This is a genomic window from Desulfobotulus sp. (assembly GCF_034006065.1).
In the GTDB taxonomy this organism is placed as follows: domain Bacteria; phylum Desulfobacterota; class Desulfobacteria; order Desulfobacterales; family ASO4-4; genus Desulfobotulus.
Window position 1 is genome coordinate 1 of the sequence record NZ_JAVETM010000057.1, and the last position, 13,910, is coordinate 13,910.

8 protein-coding genes are annotated in these 13,910 nt (G+C 53.8%); 5 read left to right on the plus strand and 3 right to left on the minus strand.

The features are described from left to right. Positions 1–211: 211 nt before the first annotated feature. The gene (locus RBR60_RS14765; protein ID WP_320358164.1) at positions 212–988 is read right to left on the minus strand and encodes a hypothetical protein; all 777 of its coding nucleotides are present in this window, start codon (positions 986–988) and stop codon (positions 212–214) included. Continuing rightward, positions 972–2,153, minus strand: coding sequence for an AAA family ATPase (locus RBR60_RS14770; protein WP_320358166.1), 1,182 nt, complete (start codon positions 2,151–2,153; stop codon positions 972–974). Before RBR60_RS14770 ends, RBR60_RS14765 begins: the two co-directional genes overlap by 17 nt. A gap of 602 nt (positions 2,154–2,755) precedes the next feature. Between RBR60_RS14770 and fic the strand changes: the two genes are divergently transcribed. From fic to RBR60_RS14795, 5 genes are all read left to right on the plus strand, one after another. Continuing rightward, a complete protein-coding gene (gene fic / locus RBR60_RS14775; RefSeq protein ID WP_320358168.1) occupies positions 2,756–3,892 on the plus strand; it encodes a protein adenylyltransferase Fic in 1,137 nt (378 codons plus the stop codon). Beyond that, positions 3,889–6,702 carry a TIR domain-containing protein gene (locus RBR60_RS14780; protein WP_320358170.1) on the plus strand — a complete coding sequence of 938 codons (2,814 nt, stop codon included), beginning with the start codon at positions 3,889–3,891 and terminating at the stop codon, positions 6,700–6,702. The genes fic and RBR60_RS14780 overlap by 4 nt, the downstream gene beginning before the upstream one ends. 11 nt (positions 6,703–6,713) lie before the next feature. Continuing rightward, entirely contained in the window at positions 6,714–7,949 is a 1,236-nt protein-coding gene (locus tag RBR60_RS14785; protein WP_320358172.1) for a patatin-like phospholipase family protein, read from the plus strand. Positions 7,950–7,960: 11 nt separating this feature from the next. Next, the gene (locus RBR60_RS14790) at positions 7,961–9,982 is read left to right on the plus strand and encodes a tetratricopeptide repeat-containing protein (protein WP_320358174.1); all 2,022 of its coding nucleotides are present in this window, start codon (positions 7,961–7,963) and stop codon (positions 9,980–9,982) included. 87 nt (positions 9,983–10,069) lie between these two features. Then, positions 10,070–12,886, plus strand: coding sequence for a TIR domain-containing protein (locus RBR60_RS14795; RefSeq protein WP_320358176.1), 2,817 nt, complete (start codon positions 10,070–10,072; stop codon positions 12,884–12,886). Positions 12,887–12,960: 74 nt separating this feature from the next. Here the strand turns inward: RBR60_RS14795 and RBR60_RS14800 are convergent. Then, the coding region (locus RBR60_RS14800; RefSeq protein WP_320358178.1) for an amidophosphoribosyltransferase at positions 12,961–13,910 on the minus strand (950 nt) is incomplete at its 5' end.

Genomic DNA, 13,910 nt, shown 5'->3' on the forward strand with positions numbered 1-13,910 from the left:
GGCCATGCTTCCTGACAGGCTGTTTGTTTATTCACCATTTTTCCATACAAAATGTTGGGTGATGCAAGGGAGGCTTATGCAAAGGCAATACCGGGCTCTCTTAAATCAGGTAACACAGAAGGCTCCGTGAGAGTCATGGATCTGTTCATGCTCAGAGGGGTTGAGCCGGAATAAGATACCGTGATCTTCACCAGTTCTTCCGTTTTCCGAGTTATTCTTCAAGGCCTATGGCCTCAAAGCAGTCTTCAACATGGGAAAAGAGTCTTTTCAGAAACTTACCGGGTCTGATGGAGACGCTATGCAGTAAGGCTTTATCGTTATGGGGAATTTTCTGACCTTTAAGGTTCCGGATCAACAGAACCATCAGGGTTTTTCCCCGAAGCAGGAAAATGTATTTTTTTCCAAGAAGTGTTCTCAGGGCATGGGGAAAAGCCTCACCCGCCGTCAGGCGAAGCCGGTCTTTTTTCTTTTCATGACCGCAGTCAAGGATGGTGTTCACATGCTCAGAGATGGAAACCGTCTGATCGGAGAGGTGGCGGGATAAGGCAAGGGCGTACCAGTCAAGGATTGCTGCAAGTTCGTGGCAGAACCGTTCTTTTTTTCCCAGGAGCTTCCAGAGACGGCCATCCACATACACATCATTTTCAATGGAATAGCCGTGGGTGAAGATCAGACAGCGATGGGAATACTCCGGCGGTATGCCCGTATGCACCCAGGTGTCTCTGTCCGCAACAAAGGCAAGCTTCAGCACGGTGGGAAGCTCGTTTCTGCGTCTGAAAAGCTCAAGCACATTGGGTCTTCCATGGGCGGGGAAAACCGATATTCCCATGTGGGATAAACGGTTTTCGATTTCTCTGTACACAATCACATCGTCTCCCCCTTCGACAATGAGGGTGGGAAGCGAGGAGTGCCGGAGCGTTGCCATGATTTCATCCGAAGATGCGGGATAGGGACTTCCTGCAATGCGCATGTCAGTGGTCTCCTTCATCACCATGATCCATGCCCAGCAGCGTTTCCTTGTCCGGGTACTTGGCGTAGATGAAGGGAGAATGGGTTGCAACGATGAACTGGTTGGAAGACTGCTGTTTTCCGAGAATGGAAAAGAGCTGGCGCTGCCAGTCCACATGCAGGCTCAGTTCCGGCTCATCAATGAGGATAACGGCATTCTGAAAAAAGGCATTATAGGCGATAAAGCTGAAAAGTTGTTTTTCTCCGGCGGAAAGAGACTCTGAATGGATGGCCTTTGCCGCCTCACCGATGGTGAATGTGCTGCCCAATCTGATGCCGCTGTGCTGCATGATGCTAGAAACAATTTCCTTGATCACATTGAAGGGCTGCATGATTTTTTCTGTGACTGTTTCCAGCTCTTCCATTTCTTTTTTGGCCGCTTCAAGCAGCTTTATTTCTACAGGCGATATGGATGGTGGCTCCACCAGAAGATTGGTATCATTTTTCTTTTTGCGTTTTTGTATCTTACGGAATTCTTTTTTAAATTCGGCCATATAGGATTCAAGTTCTTTGATGGCTTTTTTAAAATTGTCTGAATACCCCATCTTAAGGGAATTGAGCTCCTCGGAACGGGCGGCATACTCCTTGATCAGCAGATTTTCAATATCATGGGTGCCTATGGATGAAACGAGAGAATGCTTCTCGCTGGAGAGCTTTCTGGAAAAAGCGGACAGGGATTTTCCGATATCGTCCGTCAGGAGTTCTTCGGAACCAGGTCTGTACCTGCCAATGGAAAAGCCCCCTTCAATCCTTCTGAATGTGGGCAGAAACAAAGAAGAACCCATATTGAAAAGGGCTGTATCCGCCTGATCTTTTGTGGAGAGAAGATATTTTTCACCATCATACAGGAACTCAGAGAGATAGCGGGTTCCGCTGCCATGGTGAAGGACTTCGACTCTGCCGGAGGGACGATTCCGTTCCAGGGTGCATGTATATTGTGAGGTCTTCACTTCGGCTTTTTTAAAGGGAATTTCGTTCATGGCCAGTGAAAGATTTCCGCTCAGGACATACCACAAAAGCTTGAGAAGGGTGGTTTTTCCAGAGCCATTTCTTCCTGTGAAGATATTGATATCCTCATTAAAATGGATGCGGATGGTTTTGTCCTGTCCAAGAAAACCCTCCAGTGCAAGACTCTGAATCTTCATTGTTCCCCCAGATAAAAATCAACCCGGCTGAAACAGCCAGGATAGTTGAAATATTTCATGGTTTTTCTGCTCGCCGGAACAGCATAAACAAACAGCCTGTCAGGAAGGGCATGTTTCCTGATAGGCTACTTTTTTATTCTCCATTTTTCCATTGAATTCCCTGTTCTGATGAATGTTGCCATTTCAGCCTCCAGATGCGGTTGACATAATTTCAATGTGACTACAAGAAGATCTCCTGTCAATTGCAATTAGCTGTTGATTCGGGTCTTAATCTTAAAAGAAGGGGATCCTGGAAATTTCATTTTTTGGCAGGTCTCAGCCTTTTTATGCACAGATCCAATCCTAATCCGCAGCCTCCAGGGTTGGTTGATTGTGCGAACTAACCCTCGCGTGTGCTATGATGGCGTTTATGTGTCGATAAAATTCAAAAATAGCGACATTGCCGCTTGCCCATGTCGATGGTGTAAACATCAATCTCTCAAAGGCTTATTTCGTGTCGATAATATGGCCTTATTTCGACATCAAGCAATTGACATATTCAAAATCTTGACCTATTTTGGCTGATCCGTTTTTATTTGTCGATAAAAGGAGTACTTGTAAACATGAAATGGCATGCGGATCAGCCCTACAACGACCTGCCACCTCTACCGCCTTCGGTGGAAGTGATCGAAACCATAACGATTCTCAAGGCCTGCATTCCGGCCAGGGCCGCCCTTGCAGAACTGAAACAGGCGGGGGAATTATTGCCGGATCAGGGTCTGCTGATCAATCTGCTTCCTTTGCTTGAAGCCAGAGACAGCTCGGAAATCGAAAATATCCTGACCACCACGGACAAACTGTTCCGCCATGCCCATCGGGAAAGCGGAGCCGATGCGGCCACCCGTGAGGCATTGCATTACCGAACCGCTCTGCACCAGGGGTTCAGGAAGCTCCAGGATCGCCCCCTGTCCACGTCAACCGCCATCGAGGTTTGCAGCACCCTGAAGAATCAGGAGATGGGGCTTCGCCGCTTGCCGGGCACTGTGATTGGCAGTCAGGCCACAGGCGAGGTGATCTATACGCCGCCCGCAGGCGAAACCCTCATCCGGGATCTCTTGAGCAACTGGGAACGCTTTATCCATGCGGAAGATGACCTGGATCCCCTGATCAAAATGGCCATCAGCCACTACCAGTTCGAGGCCATTCATCCCTTTTATGATGGGAATGGCCGTACCGGGCGCATCCTCAATGTCCTCTATCTGATCGAACAGGGGCTGCTGACCTTGCCCATACTCTATCTGAGCCGCTATATTGTGCAGAATAAATCCGCATACTACCATCTCCTGAATCAGGTGACGCAGAAGGCAGAGTGGGAAGAATGGATTCTTTTCATGCTCAAAGGGGTTGAGCTGGTATCCCGCTGGACCTGCCTGAAGATTGCCGCTGTGCGGTCATTGATGGAGCAAACAAGGTGTCACGTTAAAAAAAAGCTGCCAAAGATCTACAGCCACGAGTTGATGCAGTTGCTTTTCGAACAGCCCTATTGCCGGATCAGCTCGCTGGTGGAGCGGAATATCGCCAAGCGGCAGACGGCATCGGTTTATCTGAAGCAACTGGTGGACATCGGTGTTCTGGAAGAAGAGACCTGTGGCAAGGAGAAAATATTCATACATACCAAGCTGGTACGGCTGATGTCCCAGGACAGCAACAGGATCCTCCCCTATCCGGCATGGGAAGCAAAGAAAAGGATTGAAAGATGATGACTGACAACATGGCTTCGCCTGCAGAGAATAAACCACTGGTTTTTATCAGTTACAGCCACAAAGACGAGGATTGGAAAGACCGGCTGAAACCACAGCTTAAAGCTCTGGAGATGGCAGGCAGGATCATGGTTTGGGATGACCGCAAGATAGATGCGGGTGAAAAATGGTATCCGGAAATCAAGAGCGCCATGGAAAAGTCCTCCGCAGCGGTGTACCTGATTTCAGAGCATTTTCTTAGCTCGGATTTTTGCATCAAGGAAGAAATTCCCTTTCTGCTCAGACGGTGTGAAAATGACGGTATGCTTATGATCCCTGTCTTGATCAGCCCCTGTGCTTGGGATGTTTTTGACTGGATTTCAGAGACGCAGATGCTGCCGCGTGACGGCAAGTCCGTACTGGTGGATTTTGATGGTAAATGGGCTGTGGTTTTTTCCGAAGTGGCAAAGTTGATCAAAGAGAAATTTGAGGGCAGGACCATCAAAGCCGTCAAGCCGCCCTCCAAATTCCCGCCTCCGAAAAACATCGACATTACCCGCCTGCCCATGACCGGGGCCGAACTCTTTGGCCGCAAAGATGAAATGGCCATGCTGGACGAGGCCTGGGACAAGGCAGACGTCAGGCTGCTCAGTCTGGTGGCCTGGGGCGGGGTGGGCAAATCCACCCTGGTGAACAAGTGGCTGGAGCGTATGGCCCAGGATAATTATCGTGGTGCGGTGCGGGTCTTTGCCTGGTCGTTTTACAGCCAGGGAACCAGCGAGCGCGTGACTTCGGCGGATCGCTTTATGGGGGAGGCCCTTGCCTGGTTCGGTGATCCCACGCCGGACGAAGGTTCTCCCTGGGCCAAGGCCGACCGTCTGGCCGGGCTGATACGTCAGGTCAGAACCCTTTTGATCCTGGACGGCCTGGAGCCGCTCCAGTCCGGCCTAAAACTTGAACGCGGCAAGATCAAGGATCCGGCCCTGGCTGCTCTGCTCCGGGATCTTGGCCGGAACAATCCCGGCCTTTGCCTCATCACCACGCGGGAAGCCTTGCCGGATATGGGCCTGGGCCATGGCTTCAAGCAGATCGATCTGGATCGAATCACCAAAGAGGCCGGTCGCGCACTTCTGCGTATTGCTGGCGTGCAAGGCCCGGATGCAGCCCTGGAAGAGGCATCTGAAGCATTCGGCAACCATGCCCTGGCCCTGAACCTTCTGGCCCGCTATTTACGCGCCATTCCCGGCCATGGAATTGATCCTGCCTTCAGTATCCCGGATCTGCCGGATATTCCCCTTGAAAAGGGCAGACACGCCCGCCGCATGATTGCGTCGTTTGAAAAGCGCTTTGGCGAAAGCCCGGAAACCGAGCTGCTCAGGATCCTTGGCCTCTTTGACCGGCCGGTGGAAAAAGGTGCCCTCACGGCCGTGCTGACAGGAGATCCCCTTCCCGGCCTGACCGGGAAGCTTTCCAGCCTTTCCCAAGGCGAATGGCAGAACCTGCTCAAGCGTCTGCGCCAAACCCGCCTGATTGCCGAGGAAAGCCGCCATTGCCCGGAGGAGATCGACTGCCACCCCCTGGTGCGGGAACATTTTGCCGACCTTCTTCAAACCCAGTATGCCGGGCCGCATAAAGAAGCCCATTCGAGGTTGTATGCTTATTACAAAGCCCTTCCGGAAAAGAAATACCCGGATACCCTGGAGGAGATGGAGCCTCTGTTTGCCGCCGTGGCCCACGGTTGCCGGGCCGGGCGGTACCAGGAAGCCTTGGACGATGTTTATTGGGAGCGGATCTCAAGAAAAGAGGAGGCATATACAGTCAAAAAACTGGGTGCCTTTGGCGCGGAGCTGGCTGCCTTGTCCGGCTTTTTCGACATTCCATGGACCCGGCCGGTGGATGGATTGGGGGCTGAAGACAAAGCCGCGGTCTTGAACTGGGCCGGTTTTCGCCTGCGGGCCCTGGGTCGTTTGCACGAGGCCGTCCAGCCCATGCAGGCAGGCTTGGAGGCGCAAGTCAAAAACGAGGATTGGGAAAATGCTGCATCTGCTTCCAGTAGCCTCAGCGAGCTTCATCTCACCCTGGGTCAGGTGACAGAGGCCCTTGAGTATGGCCGCCAGAGCGTGGCTTATGCGGATCAAAGCGAGGAATGGACACAAAAGATGATAAAACGCACCACCCTGGCCCATGCCCTGTATCAGGCGGGTGAGCTGGCCCAGGCCAGGGATCTTTTCGAGGAAGCCGAGGCCATGCAAAGGGAAATCCAGCCTCAGTATCCCTATCTCTATTCCCAGAGAGGCTTCCAATTCTGCGATCTGCTGCTGAGTCGGGGGGCCTATGGGGAGGTGGAGCAACGGGCCGGGCAGACGCTGGAATGGGTGACCAGAGAAAACTTACTTTTGGCTATCGCCCTGGATACCCTTTCCTTAGGTCGGGCTGCATTGCTAAAGGCTTTGGCCCATCAAACCCCGGATTTTAACCAAGCTGAAACCTTCCTGAATCAGGCCGTGGAGGGGCTTCGCAAGGCCGGACAGCAGGAGTTTATAATCAATGGCCTCCTCGCCCGCGCCGCCCTTTTCCGCGCCCAAGGCCGTTTTGACCGCGCCCAGACAGACCTGAGCGAAGCCCATGACATCGCAGAACAGGGCGGCATGGGACTTTTTCTAGCGGACATCCACCTGGAATCCTGCCGTCTCTGCCTGGCCCAGAGCCAGACCCAAGAAGCCTTGGCGCACCTTACCAGCGCCAATGGGATGATTCAGCGTATGGGCTACCACCGCCGGGACGGGGAAGTGAAAGAACTGCAGCAGGCCGTTGATGGCATAATCAAATAAAGGAGATTCGCATGGATGTCTGGGGCCACCTTGGCAAGCGTTATGCCACACAAAAGCCGCGTAAGCTTCTGGCTCTGGACGGAGGCGGTATTCGCGGTATCATTACCCTCAAAATCCTGGAGCGGATGGAGTCCCTTCTCAGGGCCCATCTCAAGGCAGATGAGGGGTTCAGGCTCTGCCAGTACTTCGATTATATAGGGGGAACCTCCACGGGTGCCATCATTGCCTCAGGCCTGGCAAGGGGAATGTCCGTTGCGGAAATCATGGAATTCTATCAGGGTATCGGTGCCCGGATCTTCACCAAGGCTCCGCTGTTACGCCGTTTTGATTACCGGTACATATCCGGTCCTTTGGAAAAGGAGCTGCAAAAGGTTTTTCCGCCGGAAATCAATTTGCGTCCGGAACATCTTCAATGCCTGCTGCTGGTGGTCATGCATAACCGCAGCACGGATTCGCCCTGGCCCATTTCCAGCAATCCCTTGGCCAGGTATAATTTCCCGCCAGACCGGCCGGACTGCAATCTGAAAATTCCTCTCTGGGAACTGGTGCGGGCCAGCACCGCAGCGCCGGTCTATTTTCCGTCCAAGCCGCTTTGCATTGACCCAGACAAAAAGGATAGCCCCTTTGTTTTTGTGGATGGTGGCGTAACCCCTTACAACAATCCGGCTTTTCTGCTTTTTCGCATGGCCACCCAGCCTCCGTATTGCCTGAACTGGCCCATGGGTGAAAAGAAGCTGCTCCTGGTATCCGTGGGCACCGGTTCTGCGGAGGATGTGGTGTCCGCCAGGGTGGGGAAAGGCGGTTTTCTTTCAGGGCTCTCCACCATGATGCCCCAGACCGGTAACAACGCCGACAGGGCGCACCGCAATCTTTTCTCGAACCTGATCAAACTGCCGGGAAATCTGATGTATGCATCCTCCGTGGATCAGGACATCAACTGCCGAACCATTGGTCACTGCCGATACGGCATGGTCATCGATCGGGAACTGGGGGATCTGATTCCGGGAAAGGAAGAAGAACGCTGCCGCACGATGACGGATCAAACATTCCCCAAGGCATTTTCATACCTCCGCTATGATGCGGATTTAAGTCCAAAGGGGCTTGAGAAAATGGGGCTGGCAGATATTGAGGCCAAAAAGGTGCAGCCCATGGATTGCGTGAAACACATGGGCGATCTGCTCAGGATTGGTGGCGTGGCTGCGGGTCAGGTGGAAAGGGCGCATTTCAACCATTTTGATTTCATTTAAAGGGGGTCATGATGCAGGTGTTCATCATTCGCCCATTTGGTGTAAAAAATATTCAAAATGACAAGACGGGTTCCAGGGTTGACATTGATTTTGACGCTGTCGAGGAAAAACTGATCCAGCCCGCCCTTCAAAAACTGGGATTAAAGGGCGGTACAAGCGGTCAGATCATGGGTGCGGGGAACATCCGGCTGGACATGTTTGAAAAATTGATGGCCGCGGAACTGGTGATCGCAGATGTCTCCATTCACAACGCCAATGTGTTTTATGAGCTGGGTATTCGCCATGCACTGCGCAACAAACGCACTTTCCTGATCCATAACAAGACCCAAAAACTGCCCTTTGATCTGTCAACGGAACGGTATCTGGCTTATGACTCCAATGCACCGGAAGCATCGCTTGACGGGCTTACCCAGGGGCTGCGGGAAACCCTGGAATCAGCTGCCACCAGCAGTCCGGTTTTTTTGCTGCTCCGGAACCTGAAGGAACAGGATCTGGATCTTTTTCTGCCCGCGCCCGATGACTTTGCAGAGGCGGTGAAAGGTGCGGAGGAGGGCCATGACCTTGGTTTGCTGCGCCTCATGGCCCAGGAGGTTCAGGACAAAATCTGGGCCGTTGAAGGACTTCGCCGGGTGGGAGAAATCCAGTTCCGGCAAAAGGATCTCCCAGGCGCACGGGTCAGTTTCGAAGCCCTGCTGCAAAAGCGTCCGACGGACGTGGCCGCCAGTTTACGGCTGGCGACGATCTACCAGAAACTGAACGCTCTTTCCCGTTCAGACATTGCCCTGGAGCGCGTTTTAAATCAGGCGGATTTATCCCCCGATCAACGGGCTGAAGCCTGTTCCCTGAAGGGCAGCAATGCGAAAACCCGGTGGGTGAACGCCTGGCAGTCAAACGCCGATATTCCTCTGAGTGCCATCTGCTCCGGCCATGGGGATGAGGCACTCAATGCCTATATGGAAGCTTTTGCATCGGATCTGAATCACTTTTATGCTGGGATAAATGCCCTGGCGCTTTCCATCATATTTAAGGAACTGGCGCAAATGCTGCCCCAAAAATGGCAGGACGCATTTGAATCCCCCAAAAAGGCCGCAGATCGCCTGGATGCGCTGAAAGAGCAGGTGAACCAGCTGGCCGGAACCGTGGGCTTTGTCATCGCCGCCCAGCAAAAAAAACTGCAACAGCAAGGGAAAAAGGATGTCTGGCTTGATTTCACCCTGGCGGATCTGATCTGTCTGACCGCTGCTTCGCCGGGCCGGGTGGAAAGTGCTTACCGTCAGGCCCAGACCCATGCTTCGGCCTTTCATATAGACGCGGCCTTGCGTCAACTCGAAATGCTGCAGGCCCTGGGGATTTTGAAGGATAATGTGGCCTCTGCCATCGCTGTTCTCAAAAAGAGTCCGGGGTTTTCTTCCGCCCCTGGTGGACAGGAGAAAAGCAAGCCCTGTCATGTTGTTGTATTCACAGGCCATATGATCGACCAGCCTGGCCGCAGCTCCCCGAGGTTCCCGGCAGATATGGAATTCGCAGCCCGCAGGGCCATCCGCATGGAAATGGAAAAACTTAAAGCCGATTATGGAGAGTCCTTGCTGGGGATGGCAGGGTGTGCCTGCGGGGGTGATATTCTGTTCCATGAAGTCTGTGAAGATCTTGCCATTGCCCATCACATCTATCTGGCCCTGCCTAAGGAAGCCTACATAGAGGCCTCGGTCTTCCGGCCCGCGTCAAACTGGCTTGCACGCTTTCATCAACTGCTGGGCAATGCCCATACGCCTGTCAGGTACCTGTCCGACAAAAAGGAGCTTCCGGACTGGTTGGGCCGGGAAAAAACATATACCCTTTGGGAGCGCAACAACCTGTGGATTCTGCAGAATGCCCTGGCCATGGGAGGCAGCAATGTAACCCTGATTGCCCTGCATGATGCTTCCCAGCCCCCGGACGGCCCTGGAGGAACAGGGCATATGATGGAGATCATAGGGCAAAATGGTGCGGATGTAAGGATTCTGGATACAGGAAGGATTTTTGGTGGGAATTGAGAAGCTGCCGAATTTTCAGTGGAAGCAGTGCAGAAATGCCCGCATGAGCGCTCCGCTTCCTTCATTATCAGAGGAACTGAAAAAATAATGACTGAGCCCCAATCGGATGAACACCCCAAGCCTATGATTTTCATCAGCTACAGCCACAAAGATGAAATTTGGAAAGATCGGCTTGAGACCCAGCTCAAGGTGCTGCAAGTGCATGGGAACCTGGATATCTGGGATGACCGCAGAATCCAGGCTGGTGGAGACTGGCGCGCCGAGATTGAAACGGCCCTGGCCAAAGCCCGCGCGGCGGTGCTGATGGTCAGCGCAGACTTTCTGACCTCCGAGTTTATCCTGAAAAATGAAATCCCCACATTGCTTGAACGGCGGGAAAAGGAGGGATTGAAAATCTTTCCCCTCATTCTCAAATCCTGCCCGTGGAAGAAAATTGCCTGGCTGGCACGGTTGAATGTCAGGCCCAGGGATGGCCGCCCCTTGGAAGCTGGTAGTGAAGCTCAAATCAATGCCGACCTGGCTGCCTTTGCCGAGGAAATCCATGATCTGCTTATCCCTTCCATGCCATTGGGCAGGGGGTTACAAACCTGCTCCCTTCCACCGGATCATGTATTCCTCTCCAAACTCCCCTCCACCGGGCCGGATCTCTTTGGCCGGGAAAATGAACTGAAAATCCTGGATGGGGCCTGGAAAGATCCGGCCATGCGCATTCTTTCCCTGGTGGCCTTCGGCGGAGTGGGAAAAAGCACGCTGATCAATCATTGGCTGAACCGGATGGATAAAGCGCATTTTCTTGGAGCGGCAAGGGTTTATGGCTGGTCCTTTTACAGTCAGGGCACAAGCGAAGACCGGCAGGTTTCGGCGGATTCGTTTCTGGCCCATGCCCTGGAATGGTTCGGCGACCCTGATCCGAACAAGGGCGATCCCTTTGCCAAGGGCGCGCGTCTGGCTACCCTGATCAAAAAGGAGCGGACTTTGCTGATCCTGGATGGCCTGGAGCCCCTGCAATATCCGCCCGGAGACATGCATGGTAGCTTAAAAGACCAGGGCATCCGGGCCTTGCTGCGGGAGCTGGGCCGAACCCATTTCGGGCTTTGCCTGATTTCCACCCGTGTGGCCCTGCGAGATCTCGAAGATGCGGCCCCTGAATCGGTAAAAGAACTTCCTCTGGAAAACCTTTCAGCGGAAGCCGGAGCCAGGCTCCTTTCCAAGCTTGGCGTGGAGGGAAGCCCTGACCGGCTTCTGGAAACCGTGCAAAAATTCGGTGGCCATGCCCTTGCCCTGAATTTACTGGGCCGTTACCTGGCCCTGGCCCATAATGGCGATATCCGCAGGCAGGACGAGATCCCGGCCCTTTTTGCCGAAGAAAAACACGGGGGCCATGCCCGCCGCGTGATGCGCTCTTATGAAAAGTGGCTTTCTGCTGAACCCGAACTCGGCATCCTGAAAATTCTGGGCCTTTTCGACCGTCCTGCGACCATGGCTGCCATCAAGGCTCTTTTTGCAGATGCGCCCATTGATGGCCTCACCGCAGACCTGCCCCATCCGGATTCACACAAATGGTCCTTTGCCATAAACAATCTCCGCACCCTGGGCCTGCTTGCGCCCAAAGAGACCTGCCGGGGCGAGGCCGATATGCTGGACTGCCACCCCCTGGTGCGGGAACACTTTGCCGACCTTCTTGAAACCGCCCATTCCGGGTCGAAGAAAGAAGCCCATTCGAGGTTGTATGCTTATTACAAAGCCCTCCCGGAAAAGGAATTTCCGGACACCCTGGAGGAGATGGAACCTCTCTTTATGGCCGTGGCCCACGGCTGCCGGGCCGGACGGTATCAGGAAACCTTGGAGGATGTTTATTGGGAGCGGATTAAAAGAAAAGAGAAGGCATATACAGTTCACAAACTTGGTGCCTTTGACGCGGATCTGGTTGTCTTGTCCGGTTTTTTTGACACTCCCTGGATCCGGCCCGTGGATGGATTGACGGATTTTTGGAAAGGCGGGGTTTTAAGCTGGGCCGGCTTTCGCCTGTGGGCCCTGGGCCGTTTGCAAGAGGCCGTCCAGCCCATGCAGGCAGGCTTGGAGGCACAGATCAATCAAAAAGCATGGAAAAATGCTGCATCTGCTGCCAGCAACCTTAGCGAACTTCATCTCACCCTGGGCCAGGTTAAAAAGGCCCTTGAGTATGGCCGCCAGAGCGTGGCCTATGCGGATCAACGCGGGGAGGCTTTTTGGAAAATGGCATTCAGAACCACCCTGGCCCATGCCCTGCATCAGGCGGGTAGGCTGGCCCAGGCCAGGGATCTCTTCGAAGAAGCCGAGGCCATGCAAAGGAAAAGGCAGCCCCAGTATCCTTACCTCTATTCCATGGGAGGCTTTCGATTTTGCGATTTGCTGCTGAGCCAGGGGGCCTATGAAGAAGTGGGACAGCGGGCCGGGCAGACGTTGGAATGGACTTTACAAGAAGGCCCTTTGCTTCTTGACATCGCCCTGGACACCCTTTCCTTAGGTCGGGCTTCGCTGCTGAAGGCCCTGGCCGATCAAACCCCGGATTTCACCCCGGCTGAAAGCTTCCTGAATCAGGCCGTGGAGAAGCTGCGTAAGGCCGGTACGCAAAATCATTTACCACGCGGCCTCCTCGCCCGCGCCGCCCTTTTCCGCGCCCAAGACCGTTTTGACCAGGCCCAGACCGACCTGAGCGAAGCCCATGACATCGCAGAACAGGGCGGCATGGAACTTTTTCTTGCGGACATCCACCTGGAATTCTGCCGCCTCTGCCTGGCCCAAAACCAGACCCAGAAGGCCTTAACGGAGCTCGCCAGCGCCAAAGAGATGATCCAGCGCACGGGCTACCACCGCCGGGATGGGGAGCTTGTGGAGCTCAGCCGCCAGTTGGGAGGTGGCTGAGGCTCACGAAACGGAGGGGCGGTATGAGGGATTGATTTGACATTCAATCCCGGAAAGAACCTAAAGATTTCCTCTTACCCCTCCAGACACCCCTTGGTAAGGCTGGCATCAAAATTCACAGGATACTTCCCGTCAAAACAGGCCATACAAAAACCATCCCCCTGCTTCTCAATGCCCGTGGCCTTCACAAGCCCCTCAATGGAAAGATAATGCAGGGAATCCAGCCCCAGATAATTCCTTAATTCTTCAACACTTTTACTGGCTGCGATCAATTCTCCCTTGCTGGAAAAATCAATGCCATAGACGCAGGGGAAACGGTGGGGCGGGCAGCTGATGCGCATGTGTACCTTCTTCACCCCCAGCTCCCGCAGGGCCTTTACGCGGGTTTTGGCCGTGGTCCCCCGGATGATGGAATCTTCAATAATAATGATGTCCTTTCCCCTTAGCACTTCTTTGACGGGATTAAGCTTCACCCGCACCCCGAAATCCCGCATCTCCTGGGTGGGCTGGATGAAGGTGCGGCCCACGTAGTGGTTGCGGATCATGCCCATTTCAAAGGGAATGCCCGAGGCTTCGGCGTAGCCGATGGCCGCATACATGCCGGAATCGGGAAAGGGCATGACAAGATCGGCCTTGACCGGTGCCTCCAGGGCTAAAGCCCTGCCGTGGGCCTTGCGGGTTTCATAGACATTCTTTTCAAAGATGGTGGAATCCGGCCGGGCGAAATAAATGTACTCGAAAATGCAGAAATGTCTTTTGGGTGCGGGATGGGGATTGAAGGAGCGGATGCCGTCCTCATGGATGATGACAATCTCACCGGGGTCCAGCTCCCGGATGAATTCTGCCTGCACGAGATCCAGCGCACAGGTTTCCGAAGCCAGCACATAGCGGCCGTTGAGTTTTCCGAGGCATAAGGGCCTGAAGCCGTTGGGATCTTTCATGCCGATGAGTTCTCCGTGGCTGGTGGCGGCCACAAAGGCGTAGGCCCCTTCCAGCCCTAAGGCCGTGCGGCACAGGGCCTCTT

Excerpts from the sequence above, each read along its gene's own strand:
- RBR60_RS14765 (WP_320358164.1), bottom strand. The coding sequence starts at position 988 with ATGAAGGAGACCACTGACATGCGCATTGCAGGAAGTCCCTATCCCGCA.
- RBR60_RS14790 (WP_320358174.1), top strand. The coding sequence starts at position 7,961 with ATGCAGGTGTTCATCATTCGCCCATTTGGTGTAAAAAATATTCAAAAT.
- RBR60_RS14770 (WP_320358166.1), bottom strand. The coding sequence starts at position 2,153 with ATGAAGATTCAGAGTCTTGCACTGGAGGGTTTTCTTGGACAGGACAAA.
- fic (WP_320358168.1), top strand. The coding sequence starts at position 2,756 with ATGAAATGGCATGCGGATCAGCCCTACAACGACCTGCCACCTCTACCG.
- RBR60_RS14795 (WP_320358176.1), top strand. The coding sequence starts at position 10,070 with ATGACTGAGCCCCAATCGGATGAACACCCCAAGCCTATGATTTTCATC.
- RBR60_RS14785 (WP_320358172.1), top strand. The coding sequence starts at position 6,714 with ATGGATGTCTGGGGCCACCTTGGCAAGCGTTATGCCACACAAAAGCCG.
- RBR60_RS14780 (WP_320358170.1), top strand. The coding sequence starts at position 3,889 with ATGATGACTGACAACATGGCTTCGCCTGCAGAGAATAAACCACTGGTT.